General features: G+C 39.3%; 13 protein-coding genes and 1 pseudogene. 8 read left to right on the top strand and 6 right to left on the bottom strand.

From position 1 onward, the window contains the following. Positions 1–331: 331 nt before the first annotated feature. From ACM0OX_RS07725 to ACM0OX_RS07715, 3 genes and pseudogenes are all read left to right on the top strand, one after another. Positions 332–3,025: a PAS domain S-box protein gene (locus ACM0OX_RS07725; protein ID WP_414514368.1), complete on the top strand. Its 2,694-nt coding sequence runs from the start codon at positions 332–334 to the stop codon at positions 3,023–3,025. A gap of 1 nt (position 3,026) precedes the next feature. Further along, a pseudogene (locus ACM0OX_RS07720) lies at positions 3,027–3,530 on the top strand (sensor histidine kinase); the annotation flags it as partial. Between the two features lie 21 nt (positions 3,531–3,551). Continuing rightward, positions 3,552–4,340, top strand: a complete 789-nt coding sequence (locus tag ACM0OX_RS07715; protein ID WP_414514367.1) for an FHA domain-containing protein — start codon at positions 3,552–3,554, stop codon at positions 4,338–4,340. 29 nt (positions 4,341–4,369) lie between these two features. Here ACM0OX_RS07715 and ACM0OX_RS07710 read toward each other — a convergent pair whose 3' ends face one another. Continuing rightward, positions 4,370–6,544 (bottom strand): DEAD/DEAH box helicase, encoded by a 2,175-nt coding sequence (locus ACM0OX_RS07710; RefSeq protein ID WP_414514366.1) that lies wholly within the window; start codon positions 6,542–6,544, stop codon positions 4,370–4,372. Between the two features lie 315 nt (positions 6,545–6,859). Between ACM0OX_RS07710 and ACM0OX_RS07705 the strand changes: the two genes are divergently transcribed. Then, the gene (locus ACM0OX_RS07705) at positions 6,860–7,216 is read left to right on the top strand and encodes a Spx/MgsR family RNA polymerase-binding regulatory protein (RefSeq protein ID WP_414514365.1); all 357 of its coding nucleotides are present in this window, start codon (positions 6,860–6,862) and stop codon (positions 7,214–7,216) included. A 170-nt stretch (positions 7,217–7,386) separates the two neighbouring features. Here the strand turns inward: ACM0OX_RS07705 and ACM0OX_RS07700 are convergent, their stop codons facing one another. Next, on the bottom strand, positions 7,387–7,548 hold the full coding sequence (locus ACM0OX_RS07700; RefSeq protein ID WP_414514364.1) for a hypothetical protein: 162 nt from the start codon (positions 7,546–7,548) through the stop codon (positions 7,387–7,389). Positions 7,549–7,599: 51 nt separating this feature from the next. Between ACM0OX_RS07700 and ACM0OX_RS07695 the strand changes: the two genes are divergently transcribed. Further along, on the top strand, positions 7,600–8,031 hold the full coding sequence (locus ACM0OX_RS07695) for a DoxX family protein (RefSeq protein ID WP_414514363.1): 432 nt from the start codon (positions 7,600–7,602) through the stop codon (positions 8,029–8,031). Positions 8,032–8,059: 28 nt separating this feature from the next. Next, positions 8,060–8,647, top strand: a complete 588-nt coding sequence (locus ACM0OX_RS07690; RefSeq protein ID WP_414514362.1) for a DUF2808 domain-containing protein — start codon at positions 8,060–8,062, stop codon at positions 8,645–8,647. A gap of 256 nt (positions 8,648–8,903) precedes the next feature. On the opposite strand, the gene ACM0OX_RS07685 is transcribed toward ACM0OX_RS07690, so the two are convergent. The 4 genes from ACM0OX_RS07685 to ACM0OX_RS07670 form a co-directional block, all read right to left on the bottom strand. Beyond that, positions 8,904–9,038 (bottom strand): hypothetical protein, encoded by a 135-nt coding sequence (locus tag ACM0OX_RS07685; protein WP_414514361.1) that lies wholly within the window; start codon positions 9,036–9,038, stop codon positions 8,904–8,906. A 13-nt stretch (positions 9,039–9,051) separates the two neighbouring features. Further along, positions 9,052–9,165, bottom strand: a complete 114-nt coding sequence (locus tag ACM0OX_RS07680; protein WP_414514360.1) for a DUF2281 domain-containing protein — start codon at positions 9,163–9,165, stop codon at positions 9,052–9,054. Between the two features lie 318 nt (positions 9,166–9,483). Next, complete coding sequence (locus tag ACM0OX_RS07675; protein WP_414514359.1) at positions 9,484–10,905, bottom strand: GUN4 domain-containing protein; 1,422 nt, start codon at positions 10,903–10,905, stop codon at positions 9,484–9,486. Positions 10,906–11,196: 291 nt separating this feature from the next. Then, positions 11,197–12,243: a protein kinase domain-containing protein gene (locus ACM0OX_RS07670; RefSeq protein WP_414514358.1), complete on the bottom strand. Its 1,047-nt coding sequence runs from the start codon at positions 12,241–12,243 to the stop codon at positions 11,197–11,199. Between the two features lie 322 nt (positions 12,244–12,565). Here ACM0OX_RS07670 and ACM0OX_RS07665 point away from each other — a divergent pair, with 322 nt between their 5' ends. Beyond that, positions 12,566–13,885 (top strand): acetyl ornithine aminotransferase family protein, encoded by a 1,320-nt coding sequence (locus ACM0OX_RS07665; protein ID WP_414514357.1) that lies wholly within the window; start codon positions 12,566–12,568, stop codon positions 13,883–13,885. A gap of 73 nt (positions 13,886–13,958) precedes the next feature. Next, positions 13,959–14,873 (top strand): DUF1338 domain-containing protein, encoded by a 915-nt coding sequence (locus ACM0OX_RS07660; protein WP_414514405.1) that lies wholly within the window; start codon positions 13,959–13,961, stop codon positions 14,871–14,873. The last annotated feature ends 10 nt before the right edge of the window (positions 14,874–14,883 follow it).

Here is a 14,883-nt window from a genome sequence, read left to right as displayed (position 1 = left end):
CAATTACAGATAAAAATTCTGATTAATTCAGTTTATGTAACACTTCTTATCTTAAATTTAAAATATAAATGTTTACTTTACAGCTTTTTAGGGAAACCTGTATTTAGTAGAGAACTAAGTCAACAGCTAGCTAGCTTACTCAGTAAAAACTAGTAGATACTTATTGGCTTTACTATCAAGCTCATTATGTTTTTATTCAGAAGTAGCCAGTCTTCGTCATAACTGATACTAGGCGAGTCTCTAGATTGAAACATCCTATTGCAATGGTTCTTAAATTTTAACAATAAACGTATTAACTTTTATCCAAAATATTCATACCTAAAAAAAGCTGATGAAACTAGTTAAATCTGAGTACAAAAAATCCGAAGAAAAATACTCTCGATTTTTCTCACTTTCTATAGATTTATTGTGTATTGCTAATTTTGATGGTTATTTTAAGTATTTAAATCCAGTATGGACAAAAACACTAGGTTGGTCAATTCGTGAACTTGTTACTAAACCTTTCATCGAATTTATTCACCCTGAAGATCGTGAATTAACTATTGCAGTAGCCCAAAAAATTACACAATCTGTAGATTCAGTCAGCTTTGAAAACCGCTATCTTTGTCGGGATGGCTCTTATAAATGGCTGTCATGGAATGCGACTAGTTTCAGTGAAGAAAAATTAATTTATGCAGTAGCTCGTGACATCACTGCTAATAAACAAAATGAGATAGCACTAAAAAATTCCATCCAAGAATTAGAAGCTTTTAGATTTGCTTTAAATGCCCATTCACTGGTAGCTATTACTGATAGAACTGGAAAAATCACCTATGTCAATGACTTATTTTGTGAAGTTTCTAAATATTCTTCAGAAGAACTTTTAGGGCAAGATCATCGGATTATCAATTCTGGATACCACACAAAAGAATTTTTTGCAAACTTATGGAAAACTATTGCCCAAGGGAAAATCTGGAAAGGAGAAATTCAAAATAAAGCTAAGGATGGCAATTTTTATTGGGTGGATACTTTGATCGCCCCAATGTTGGGACAAGATGGAAAGCCCTATCAATATGTATCGATTCGTACAGATATTACACAGCGTAAGCTTTCAGAGTTAGCTTTGTTGGAGCGATCGCGCTTGTCAGTTTTGAGTGCAGAAGTCAGTTTAGCCTTATCTCAAAGTGGCACACTTCCAGAAATTTTGCAAAATTGTACAAATACTATTTCCCAATATCTTGATATCGGCTTTGTTTGTATCTGGACATTTGAACGACAGACAAACCAACTACAATTGCAAGCTGGCGTTCATTGTACAGATATTACTTGTAGTACTTTGAGCGATACCCAAGATTTCCCAGAACATATCGCTTTAGTCAATAATATTATTGGCTTAATGATTCAAAACCATCAAGCTATTTTTAACCAAGAACTGTCAATTAATAATTCAGGAAAACTTGTAAATTCTACATTTTCAATTTCTCGATTTTCTGCTTATCCCCTAATAGTAGAGCAGCAAATAATCGGTATAATGGCTTTATTTAGCAAGCAATTATTTACCGAACCAACTCATAACCTATTAAATTGGATTGCTAATAATATTGCTGTGGCTATTGACCGAATCTGGGCGCGAGAAGAACTCCTCAGTCGTCGGGAAGCTTTGTTACTGCGTCTAGCTAGTCAAATCCGCAGTTCTCTTGACCTAGATATGATCCTAGAAACTGCTGTGAACGAAATTCGCAGCTTATTACAAATTGACCGTTGCTACTTTCTTTCTTATTTACCGCACCCATCCCAAGCAAGCCTAACTATTACCTATGAAGCACGAAACCCTAACTTGGCAAGTATGTTAGGCAGTATTCCACTGCAAAAAAGCACTTTTTTGACTCAAAACCTTCTCTCTCAAGAGCTAATTTGTATAGAAAATATTAATAATAAATCACAACTTGATTATGATACGCAAGAACTTTTAACTGAGTTTGGGATCACATCTCAACTAATGCTACCAGTGAAAAGCAATTCTGGAGAAATTGGAGCAATTGTGTGCAGTCATTGTAGTGGCGATCGCATTTGGAATAACAGTGAAATTAGCCTGTTACAAGCTGTTTGCGATCAAATAGCGATCGCCATCGATCATGCACAACTTTATACCCAAAGTCGCACTGCTACTTTAGAAGCTCAAACTCAAGCTGAAAAACTCACCGAAACCTTGCATAAATTGCAACAAACTCAATCTCAACTGATCCAAAATGAAAAAATGTCTAGCTTAGGACAATTAGTCGCTGGAGTTGCTCATGAAATCAATAATCCAGTTAATTTTATTCATGGTAACTTAACCTATGCTAACGAATACTTTCAAGAGATGTTAACTCTCTTGCACCTTTATCAGCAACATTATCCCCAACCGGAAGTAGAAATTGAAGATTTTGCTAAAAAAATTGATTTAGAATTCCTTACTAGTGACCTTTCTCAACTTCTATCCTCGATGAATATGGGTACTAATCGTATCCGTGAAATCGTTTTGGGATTGCGAAATTTTTCTCGCCATGATGAAGCAGATAAAAAATTAGTTGACATTCATGAAGGAATTGAAAATACGTTATTAATTTTGCATCACCGCTGGAAAAATAATGGAATTGGCTTAGATATATCTATAGTGAAAGAATATGGTAATTTGCCTCTAGTTGATTGTTATGCTGGGCAGCTAAATCAAGTATTTATGAATATTTTAACTAATGCGATCGATGCCTTAGAAGATTCAATGGTCAAGAAAAAAACAAATCATAAACCGCAAATCATAATTCGTACTGAAATTTTAGAGAGTAAATTTGTTGTCATCCGAATTGCTGACAACGGATTAGGAATGGTAGAAGATATTAAAAAGCGGTTATTCGATCCATTTTTCACCACGAAACAGGTAGGCAAGGGAACAGGTTTAGGACTGTCAATTAGTTACCAAATTATAGTAGAAAAACATGGTGGAATTTTGAATTGTCTATCAGAACCAGGAAAAGGCACAGAATTCTGGATTCAAATTCCAATTTAAAAAGACTCTACCAGAACATCCCAAAATTGAAATAATCAAGGAATATGGTGAGTTACCTGTGTTAGAGTGTTATGCAGGGCAGTTAGATCAAGTGTTTATGAACGCGATTAACAATGCGATCGCAGCACTTGATATGTGCAATCTTCAACGTTCTCTGCAAGAGATTGAGAGCAATCCTAGTAAGATTATAATTAGTACTAAGCTGATTAGTAATAACCGAGTAGTGGTGAGAATTCCAGATAATGGGCCAGATATGACCCAAGAGTTGAAAAATAAACTGTTTGATCCATTTTTTACCACTAAACCTGTGGGTCAGGGAACAACGTTAGGCTTATCGATTAGCTATCAGATTGTGGTGCAGAAACACTCTGGAGTACTGCGGTGTGAATCAGAACTAGGCAAAGGAACCGAGTTTTGGATTGAAATTCCTTTGCATCAGGTGGGAAAATCGGTAAGCCACAACGGATTAAAATTGCTTACTGATTTGCAAGAGTCAAAAGTCTAGAGAAATTATTGACTAAAAACTATGCAAAATTTAAGTACATCCAACGCTACTATCGGACTGAGTTTAGAACTTTTTCATGTCCAAACCAACACTGCTTTTGAGTTACCACCAAATACTACGGTGTTTCATATCGGTAAACCCAATGACCAAATTCCGCCAGATATTGATGTTTCCAACTTGCCAGATGCAGATGTAGTGTCTCGCATCCATGCACAGATTAAAATCTACAAAAATAATTACTTTATTGAAGATTTAGGAAGTTCTAATGGGACATTTGTGAACAACACTAAATTAGAACCTAGAACACCCTGCCAAATCAATTTAGGAGATAAAATAGACCTTGGTCAAGGAGAAAAAGTCACGTTTATATTTCAAGATCGGATACAACATCAACACAACCTTCTTCCTCTTGCAAGTTCCACCAAAATGCAGGCTCAAATTGCTGTTAACAATACACAGCCTCCAGTCAAAAAGACAAGCAAGTATATAGGCTTGGCTTTGATGATTGCAGGGATCATCATTTTAACTGCAAATATTCGTGTTGGTATATTTTTTGGTATTCCTGGTTTATTACTATGTATTTCCGGTATTTTTATCCTTTGTCAGCAGCGAATAAACCCTAACTTAGGATGGATTTTGATAGCTCTAGGAATTGTAGTCATAGCTTTTACTGGTAATGTATTTGCGTCAGTTAATCTTTTAGTTGTTGTGGCATCATCTGCGTTAATTTTCGTAGGATATCAACTTTTGAATACTGGAAAAATCTTAAATTATGAATTGCGATCGCTCTACAAATTAATTAAAAAATAGCTTATTTTCAATAATTCCAAATTACCTTTTTATTCTTTCCACAATGCCACTTGCTCTTTCAGTTCCGTCATATCCAAATAATCGTGAGCAAAAGCTTTCCATAAAAGTGGATGAGGAATAAAAGCATCATATTTTTGAATTTCTGGTGCTTCTGAGGTACTTACTAAATCTTCTGAGGTAATTCTTTGCTCACATAATGAAGTAATTTCACGATACAGATATTTAAATTTATCCTTACCTAATTTGATTGTCAAATAATAGGGATTTACTCCACCAATACTTGTAATTTCCAATGATTCCCGACAGTATGAGTTGAGTAATCTTTCTAAAGTGCGATAAGCAACCGTACCCATCCAAGGAAAAATGCAGCATTTACCTTTTTTCAATTGCAAAATATTATGCTTATCTAATCCAGCGTGCTGCGCTAATTGGCGAACTTGATGTAAACGTTGCAAAGCATTTGGTTGCAAGTAACTGTACTCAATATTCTCAAATAAAACTTGCTGCATTCGTTGCAAAACTTTGGTATGAATAGTACCACCACCACCACGCCAATAAATACTAGCTTTACCCTCAGCTTGTTTAACAAAAATAGCCTTCTTTTTAAAGTCAACTTCTACGACTTCCCAAGTTCTCCCAGCTAAAGCAAATTGATTGCCAACAGGAAGTGGCGTGACGATACTACCAATTTCTGTTGAACCTTGCTTAACAATATATTCTTGCTGTTCAGCAAAGACAGCATAAAACTGAAATTTTCTCACCACCTTTTCTCCTGACAAACCCAGGATTAATTTACCTTGTTCAGTACGCTGAATATGACCAATATCAATTAAATAACGTAGTAATAGTTGTAAATCCTCTTTGAAAATCATAGCAAAGGGCGGCAGGCTAAAAATTTGTTTAGCTAGGGCATTAGCTGAAATTTCCCCTGCTGCTGTTAAAATACTCATTGTTTGGTGATAAAGCAAACTCAAAGGATATTTAATTGGTCTAATTGGTTCAATCCATTGTTCCTCTAAATAAAGTTGAATTATCGCAATACACTGTAAAAGTTGCCAGGGTATTTGTTCTGGCAGAGAAGCTTCTGATAATGGCTGATCTTCAGCGCAGACAAAACGCATATCAGCAGCTTCACCTCTTCTACCGCTGCGTCCCAAGCGCTGTAAAAAGCTAGCTACAGACAAGGGTGATTCTAACTGAATCACTCGCTCTAAATGACCGATATCTATGCCTAATTCTAGAGTCAGAGTGGCGGCAGTAACAGCTGGATTGTTGGGTTCGCGCATCGCATTTTCAGCAGCTTGCCTTAAGCTAGCAGATATACTCCCATGATGCACATGATATATATCTGGTAGTCCTTGTTCTGTGGCAATTTTTCGCAAAGATGCAATTACAGATTCGGTTCGTGTGCGATTATTAGCAAATATCAGGCATTTGCGAGACTTGCTGAGGTTGAAAATATATTGTTCATCTGCTGTCGCTTCTGATTCATCTACTTCATCAGTAATATAAAAATGTTCTACAGCTAGTTTTATTTGGCGTTTTATCCCGTCAATTTTTGGTGTAATAACTGGCTTATCTGTTCCTGAACTCAACCAGTTTTCAGCTATTGAGTAATCACCAAGAGTTGCCGACAAACCAATACGACGCGGTTGTTTTTGTGTCAACTTTGCTAAACGTTGCAATTGGCAAATAATTTGACAACCGCGTTCTGAACCCATAAAGGCGTGAATTTCATCAACGATCACAAATCTTAAATCACCGAATAAGCGAGGTAAGTCGTTATTTTTGTTAATTAGCAAACTTTCTAGAGATTCTGGGGTAATTTGGAGAATGCCTTGAGGATTTTTTAAAAGTTTGTTTTTTCGAGTTTGCGAAACATCACCGTGCCAGTGCCAAACTGGAATATCTGCTTCTTTGAGTAAGTCGTTGAGACGCTCAAATTGATCGTTAATTAAAGCTTTGATTGGACTAATATATAATGCGCCAATTGTGGCAGCAGGGTTTTCATGTAATAGGGTCAAAACTGGTAAAAAAGCTGCTTCTGTTTTACCCGCAGCAGTTGCAGCTGTAACTAGTAAGTGAGCATCAGTATCAAATATAACTTGACAAGCTGCAATTTGAACTGGTCGTAATTCAGTCCACTGGTGATGATAAATATATTCTTGGATGAAGGGTGCAAGTCGGTTAAAGGCATCGCTCATATTTTTTATGGATAAAAGTGTTAGGGATTTCCAAGAAATAAATTATCCAAAGAAACGAACCACAGAGACGCAGAGAACACAGAGAGAAGAGAAATAGAGAGGATTTTTGCGTCAGTTTTGGGATATCTTTTTATTTGGAAGTCCCTTAGTAAAACTACTCCTTGGTATTTCAGAACCCTCGAATCATGGATCGACGAGTTCCATACTTGGAATTACCGATTGCTAAAAGCGATCGCTAACCTTCAATTTCTGCTATAGAGATTCTACGACAAGAGCATTCTATGTCATATATGGAGATTGTTGCTTAATTATTTTATGCCTATTCAAATCTACGGAATTCCCAATTGCAGCACTTGCAAAAAAGCTTTGACATGGCTCCTACACAACAACATTGACCATGAATTTATCAATACCAAAGATACTCCGCCGACTCGTGAGATGATTCAAAACTGGGTAAAGTCTTTGGGTTTTGCTCCTATGCGAAACACCTCCGGTCAATCCTACCGCGCTTTAGGAGATGAAAAGAAGACTTGGGCTGATGAACAGTGGGTTGATGCATTCACTCACGATGCAATGCTGCTCAAACGTCCGCTTTTTGTCAAAGATGGAACAGCTGTGTTGGTTGGCTTTAGAGATGAGGGAATAGTTCGAGAAAAATTAGATTTAGCTTAAAGAGTTCTAAGTGTTGATTCCCGATAGTTAAAACTAGGGAAACTATATTATTGGCGATTATTATAGCGTTTCCTAATAAAACAAATAGCCCCCTGCCATGAGACAGTGGGGAGGGGGTTGGGAGTTGGGTTCAGTACCTACTTAACCAAGAATTGGTGACGATCGCCTTTTTAGATTTGGTGCGATCGGAAGCCGATAGGGCCTTCACCAGCATAAGTGATAGTTCCAGTCAGGGTTTTACCGTCGTCGTTCGATGTAATATCGATCGCTTTTGTAATTACTTTGGAAATTTTGTCGATTTTTACTCCTATTGACTCAATGCAGATTAACATCAGTCAGTCAAACTGAAGTAATAAGGGGAAGTATATAATGAGGCAAAAACTATGAAGAAGTATAAGGAAATATTACGTGTCATCCTGGCTATAGCCATCATTGTGGTTGGAGTGACACACTTTGTTATCCCAGAACCGTATGTCAAAATTATGCCACCACAACTTCCTTACCCTTTAGGATTAGTTTATCTCAGTGGCTTTTATGAAATTTTGGGTGGTATTGGGTTATTAGTTCCGCCTGTAAGTCAAGCTTCTGCTTGGGGACTTATTGCTCTTTTTATTGCGGTTTTCCCTGCCAATATCAACATGGCGGTTAATCACATTCAGCTAGAACATATACCAAATTCACCTTGGGTACACGTAGTTAGACTTCCTTTTCAAGCCGTTTTAATTGCTTGGGCTTGGTGGTACACAAAATCTTCGTTTGGGGAAAAACAAGCTTCTATTATTCCTAAGTCACTGATTCCCAAGGAACTAGAATGAGAATAAGTGCGTTTTTTATATCTGAATTATGCGCCTTACAACTTTGTTTGGAATAACACTCTCGTTAACAATAGGCATTGGAGAAGTTACGCTGCCGGTGGCTAAAGCTGTGCAGCTTAGAGATGGCCTAGTCTATTTCGTTCAACCGCCAACACTTGTTAACGCGACAACTACTTATAAAGAGGTGAATGTTTGGGGCGCAACTTACTATTTCACTATCAATGTGCCGGAAAATGCTGGAGAATCCCTCCAAAAGGTAACGATCGCACAAAAAGAGGGAGCAGAAAACATCCGCTACAATCTTGATGATACCCGTGCATTTGTCGGAACACGCGATGCCTACGGCGGGCTACGCCTACGCAAAGAAACGCAACTGAAACTAGGCTCAGTCACAAACGACCGTAAGACACGCACGGTTTCTGTAAATTTTGACCCACCTGTAACTCCAGGACAGACAATTACCATCGCTCTCCGCCCTGTAAGTAATCCAAGCTTTTCTGGTGTTTACTTATTGGGTGTTACAGCATTCCCTGTGGGTGAAAAATCTCACGGTCAATTTCTTGGCTTTGGACGGTTTCAGTTTTACAGCAATAGGGGAAGTTGGTGGTTCCGATAGAGGGAATAGGGGATAGAAAATGGGGAATGGGTGTGGAAATATTTGTGAGATGTGTGGAGAAGTTTTTGCATTAATTGAGTAGGTGTAAATTAGCTGTTTTTTTACCCTGTTTAATTTACACCCAACTTTACCAAGAAATTTCTCTGACTTGTCCTGGTTGTTAATTGTACCTGACCAAGCGATCGCAAGTGATTTACAACGTTAGGCACACCTTCCATCAAGAAAGAACAGTGATTAGTATCCAAGAGATACATAATTAAAATTCTAGAGGTATCCGACTGTCATGAACTAGTTGCAGGCATTCTCTAATATCTGAACCTTCCCAACTGCCCACAAATTCTAATAAATCTTCAGCAGTAGAACCTGTTAAGGTATGCTCTGTTGTAAGCATCTGAGCAGATTGGCTATTTGAAGATATGCTGTTTGGCTTGCAAAAATTGCACAAAATCTAAAATTTCCTGTAATAAGGGTTCAGGTAATTTTTCTAGTTCTTGATTAATTTGTTCCTTAGTAGTCATTATTGGCCCTGTGTTTACAAGGTTGAAAAACTGGGTATGATTTTGTTATTACCAGGACTTACGCAAGAACTCTCTGAAACTCTTATTCCTTTGTGTCCTTTGCGTCCTTTGTGGTTCGTTTTATCATGATTTTGCGTAAGTCCTAATTACATTTATATATTATCTAATGTTGAAATATTGATTTCGGCTTTTTGTGTTTGCCAAGTGTGCGCCTTAGTGCCTTGCCTATTTAAACAGTGACAGGTAACAAAAAGCTAAAACCCGCAAGGCTTCGTGGAATATATCTTGTTCACAAAGTTTTACAAATCTCGAAAACCTTTATAGATTACAATTTACAAGTCTGGACGCGAGAGAAGAAGTTTTTGGGAGATGCTCTAGGAACATCTCGAGCCTGGTAGTGGTATCGGTTGTAGGGAGATGCCCCTGGGTAGAGTCTAGCGAATAGTTGTATTCGTTAATCTCTAGCCAGCAACTTTTATTGCGCCATCCTAAGCGATCGCCCAAAAGACACTCCGTTTCATAATCTACTTTGCCAGCGCATTCTAGCCAAATGCGTTTTTGTACGCTAAAGCCAAAATGACCATTGCTGTATTTTACCCATAATTGGTCAATTGTCCGTAAGTCTGTGCAGGGAAATTTTTCTATGGATTTAGAGTCAAGCCAGCCTTGCCATTCTCTTTTGGCTGCTTTCAGCATGACTTTGGTGGTTTCTTCGTCTGCTGCTTTCCATTGACCCGCTTTGAGTAAATTCTCTAGATTTTGGTAATTTACCCCCACATCTGAAGCTAATATCACTTCTGTTAGATTAGCTTCAGATGTGGGGAGTAAATTCAACCACTCTTCCATTGTCTGGGGTCGGTCTTTTGCCTCTAATGCCATGCCTTCCAGAATCGCTTCATTTACAGCATCACTAAGACTAGGGACAAGTTGCTTTGGTGGTACTAATTCCTCTTGATCGTACTTACGGTCAAATGAATTGGTGGGGCATTTTCCAGTGATGGCATAGTACAACGATCCAGCTAAACAGTAGATATCAACTGTTGGGTGACGAATCCCTTTGCGTGTTAACTCATAGGGCGCAAATACTCTGTTACCAAAAGACCTAGACAGGGTACTCGGTGGAGACATATCGCCGGCAATACCAAAATCTATCAACACCGCTTTGCCAGAGTTAGGAATCCCTGAATTAAAATTGAGCATAATATTAGGAGGAGTGACATCAAGATGTAATACTCCTTTTTTATGTACATCTACCAAAGCTAAACCCATTTGACGGATGTATTTTACAGCTTCAGTTTCAGGTAATTTCCCTTGGCGTTGCACGTATTCCCATAAACTCTCACCTGCTATATATTGCATTTCTAAGCAGTAGCGATCATTTTCTTCAATAAAAAAGTCGAATACTTGCACAATATGGGGATGTGAGTCTGTACAACACATTGCTAGCATCTGTGCTTCTTTTTTGAAGCGTTCTACATACTTGGGATAGTTTGGATCTCGTTGGACGCTAATGTTGGGGGTTTTGATCACGACTCGGCGGTTTAGCTTAGTATGCATTGCTTGGTAGGTAACTGCAAAACCACCACCACCCAAGTATTTTTCTATTTTGTATTTGCCGTTATATATTAGCTGTCCGTCTTGCCAGAACATACGCCCAGATTTATTAATGGCTAATGTTGATTGTGACACGCTTTTTGTGAGTTCTCGTGGTTGGCGTTGTTGAATAAGCTCACGCAGCACTTCGACTACGCTCAGTGACCGGCGCAGAGAGGTGAGGTCTTCTGGCTAATGCTGAACTAACTATTAGAGTCGCAAAAGCAACTAATGTGACTTGAAAACCAACTTTTGGAGTCACAAAAGCAACTAATGCGACTTGAAAACTAACTTTTGGAGTCGCAAAAGCAACTAATGTGACTTGAAAACTAACTTTTGGAGTCGCAAAAGCAACTAATGCGACTCTAAAACTAACTTTTGGAGTCGCAAAAGCAACTAATGCGACTCTAAAACTAACTTTTGCGTAAGTCTAGCCTATTACCTATTTTGTGGTTTAGCAGAAGATGATGGCGTTTGTTGTGTTGGGGGATTGGTAGGTGCTGATTTGTCTGGGAACCAATCTTTGAATAAATCTGTGCCGTCTTTGACTCCTGATATCAAGGCTGCGAATAATGCTAATACACCCATAATCTCTAATATCCACGCCCACAAGGGTTGTGTCCAAGGAAGTTTGGGAAGAGAAAAACCTGCTGTTTTGAAACCCAATTCTTTTAACCAGTCTTCCACTGTTTGGGGACGGTTATCTGGTTGTAGTTGCATTGCGTGGAGAATGGCATCATTGACGCGATCGCTAATCTTATCATTCAATTCGTTAGGTGGAATTAAACGCTTATTGTTATCTTGGCGCTCAATAGCACTTTCTGGCTGTTTTCCTGTTAATAAAAAATATAAAGTTGCCGCAAGAGAATAAATATCAGTCCAAGGTTTACGTCGCGCCTGTTGTCTAGGAGAGTTGGAATACAGTTCAATTGGTGTAAATTTGTCAATCAAGTTCCCGCGACTTGACACTGGGTTATCAACAAATCTTCGTGCTAAGTCGAAGTTTATCAAAACAACCTGATGCGTACCCGCCCGCAAAATGATATTTTCTGGTTTCACATCTCGATGTAAAAATCCTTGTTCATGCACTACGATGAGTGCTTTTCCAATTTGTTGGATGTAATCTAAAGCCTCTTTTTCAGGGAGAAATCCTCGCGGTTGGACAATCTTGGCTAAATTATCTCCTTGAATATACTCCATGACCATGCATTTTAAATCACCTTCCTCGAAGGTATCAATGACTTGGACAATATTCGGATGTTTGCATATTGCTAGTTTACGGGATTCATCTGCAAAACCTGATTTTAAGCGATCGCGGTCTTTGTTACTTAATTGATTGAGCAAATTGGAATCCAATGTTTTAATTACAACATTCTTGGCATCCCGATCCTCAGCAAGATAAGTAATAGCGAAGTTCCCTTGTCCTAACTGTTGTTTAATTTCATACCGATCGCGGTGTAACTTTTGTCCAGATGCCCAAGTCATTGGTTGATTATCTCAGAGACTTGTATTAATTTTTGCATATAGCAATTCTCCTGTGGATGTAATACAGCTTCTCTCAACAAATGTTCTGTAGCTTGCACCCTGACATCTAATAGTGAAGCTGTTATGCTTCAAAAAATGTAATATGACGCGATCGCAAAAGTTGTGTTATAAAAACGGGCAAAGTCTTACAAAATACAAAAATATTTACTGTGAAGCTTTTTCGGTAAATGCGTAATTTCTATATCAATGGCATCAAATGCTACTGTAACCAATCGAGCTTTAGCGTTTAATCATCAGTAATCTTTAAAAAATTGAAAAAATAATGTTAAGTATACCTATTAACTTAAATTTACCTCGTACACCCCATTTAGTAACTTCCTTACCTGGGCCTCGCGCTCAAGCAATTGTACAACGCGATCGCGCCGTAACTTCTCCTTCTTATACCCGTGATTATCCGTTAGTTGTATCTCGCGGTCAGGGCTGTATGGTGGAAGATGTGGATGGCAATGTATTTCTGGATATGACCGCAGGTATTGCCGTTACCGCCACCGGACACGCCCACCCGGAAGTCGTCAAGGCAATTCAAGAACAGTCGGCGCGGCTGTTGCACATGTCAGGGACAGATTTTTATTATGAGCCGATGGTGGAACTAGCGGAACAATTAGCAATTCGCGCCCCTTTTCCTCAGCCACAGAGTAATGCTGCATTTCCCGCAAAAGTATTTTTCACGAATTCCGGGGCAGAATCGAACGAAGGAGCAATCAAACTAGCTCGATATTACACTAAGCGATCGCTAATCGTGGCATTCTTAGGTGCATTTCACGGACGCACCTATGGCGCAATGTCTCTCACTGGTTCTAAAGCAGTGCAGCGAGCTAACTTTGGGCCTTTAGTTCCTGGCGTTACTCATATTCCCTACGGCACTCACGCCAGCTTAGATTATCTAGAACAACAGTTATTTTGTACAATTTTACCACCGCAAGAAGTAGCGGCGATCGTCGTCGAAGCAATTCAAGGAGAGGGTGGATATATCGTACCCGAAGATGGTTTTTTGCAGCGAATTCGGGAGATATGCGATCGCCACGGTATTCTGATGGTAGTGGATGAAGTGCAAGCGGGGATGGGGCGGACTGGTCGCTTATTTGCGATCGAGCATTGGGGTGTGATGCCTGATATCATTACTACTGCTAAGGGTATCGCCAGTGGTATGCCATTAGGAGCGATACTAGCTAGACCAGAGTTAATGACTTGGCCTCCCGGTTCTCACGCTACTACATTTGGCGGTAATCCCGTAGCTTGTGCTGCTGGTATTGCCACACTGCGACTGCTAGAAAGTGGTTTAATGACTAACGCTACCCAGATGGGAGAATTATTACAAGCTAGTCTTACCCAGTTGCATCAAAAATTTCCGAGAGTATCGCCGCCACGAGGTAAGGGTTTGATGGTAGCGGTAGATTTATTGGATGAACAGGGTAATCTCGATCATAAATTGCGCGATCGCATTATTCAAGAAGCTTTTTTACGCGGTTTATTATTGCTAGGTTGCGGTAAAGCAGCAATTCGTTTCTGTCCCCCTCTAGTTATCGACAGCGACCAAATTAAAATCGCCCTTCAGATTATCACCGAGATTTTAAGTTCTTAAAAAATGAAGGAAATCGGGGACAAGGGAAAAATAACCCATGTCCAATGCCCAATGCCCCATGCCCCAATACATTATGAAACCCGAAATAGCCATTGATTTATGGAAATTACTTTGGCAAGAATACAGTGCCAGGGTCAATCATGCTCGTACCTACCAGCAAATGATTACTACTGCGGGTGGAACTGTCGCCAATGACCACATCGCCTTTCGGTCTTTGCGTTTATTAGTAGATACTCCAAAAGGTAAACTTAACTTAGGAATTGACTACCTTGGACAACTTGCAGAAGCTTTAGGTTATGTGGCGGCTGGAGAGTATACTTTTGCTCAAACTCATTTGTACGCCCGTCATTATCGTCATCCACAGCAAGAGGAATTTAACTTACCCAAGCTGTTTATCAGCGAGTTAATTGTCGATGAATTGCCTGCTAATATTGCCCAACTCATCTTTAAAACAGTATCTTCAATCCCAGACGGACTGACTTTACCCTTTACTCTTCTACAAAAAGACGGGAACCTTGAAACCATCGCTAAACAACTCCAGCAAGTCTTCACCCGCCCTTGGCTACCTCCACAGCGTTCTGTCGTTGAAGAGGTGAATCAGGTTACTCAGTATGGGGCTTGGGTGTTGCTGCACGGATATGCTGTCAACCACTTTACAGGCTACATCAACGGACAGAATACCCCAGAATATCCAGACATTGATACTACTGCCAATGCTTTGGCTAACCTGGGTGTACCAATGAAAGCAGAGATAGAGGGAAATGTTGCTTGTGGTTTGCGGCAAACTGCAACTCAAGCAGTACCAGAAATGGTAACGGTATTAGATGATAACAGTGGTGCAGAAATTCAGATTCCTTGGACTTACGCCTATTATGAAATTGCCCAGCGCTATCTAGTAGAAGTGGAATCTGGAAAGCAGGTACTTTTCGATGCTTTTTTAGGAAGTAATGCCCAGCAATTGTTTGAAATGACTCGTCTATCTAAATAGCCCAGAGTTG

Origin of the sequence: Nostoc sp. PCC 9305, from assembly GCF_963920915.1 — a bacterium.
Lineage (GTDB): Bacteria > Cyanobacteriota > Cyanobacteriia > Cyanobacteriales > Nostocaceae > Nostoc.
Note: the sequence above shows the minus strand (reverse complement) of the source record. Positions and strands in the feature narration are given on the sequence as shown.

Coding starts and splice junctions, on each gene's coding strand:
- ACM0OX_RS07725 (WP_414514368.1), top strand. CDS start 332: ATGAAACTAGTTAAATCTGAGTACAAAAAATCCGAAGAAAAATACTCT.
- ACM0OX_RS07715 (WP_414514367.1), top strand. CDS start 3,552: ATGCAAAATTTAAGTACATCCAACGCTACTATCGGACTGAGTTTAGAA.
- ACM0OX_RS07710 (WP_414514366.1), bottom strand. CDS start 6,544: ATGAGCGATGCCTTTAACCGACTTGCACCCTTCATCCAAGAATATATT.
- ACM0OX_RS07705 (WP_414514365.1), top strand. CDS start 6,860: ATGCCTATTCAAATCTACGGAATTCCCAATTGCAGCACTTGCAAAAAA.
- ACM0OX_RS07700 (WP_414514364.1), bottom strand. CDS start 7,548: ATGTTAATCTGCATTGAGTCAATAGGAGTAAAAATCGACAAAATTTCC.
- ACM0OX_RS07695 (WP_414514363.1), top strand. CDS start 7,600: ATGAAGAAGTATAAGGAAATATTACGTGTCATCCTGGCTATAGCCATC.
- ACM0OX_RS07690 (WP_414514362.1), top strand. CDS start 8,060: ATGCGCCTTACAACTTTGTTTGGAATAACACTCTCGTTAACAATAGGC.
- ACM0OX_RS07685 (WP_414514361.1), bottom strand. CDS start 9,038: ATGCTTACAACAGAGCATACCTTAACAGGTTCTACTGCTGAAGATTTA.
- ACM0OX_RS07680 (WP_414514360.1), bottom strand. CDS start 9,165: ATGACTACTAAGGAACAAATTAATCAAGAACTAGAAAAATTACCTGAA.
- ACM0OX_RS07670 (WP_414514358.1), bottom strand. CDS start 12,243: ATGACTTGGGCATCTGGACAAAAGTTACACCGCGATCGGTATGAAATT.
- ACM0OX_RS07665 (WP_414514357.1), top strand. CDS start 12,566: ATGTTAAGTATACCTATTAACTTAAATTTACCTCGTACACCCCATTTA.
- ACM0OX_RS07660 (WP_414514405.1), top strand. CDS start 13,959: ATGAAACCCGAAATAGCCATTGATTTATGGAAATTACTTTGGCAAGAA.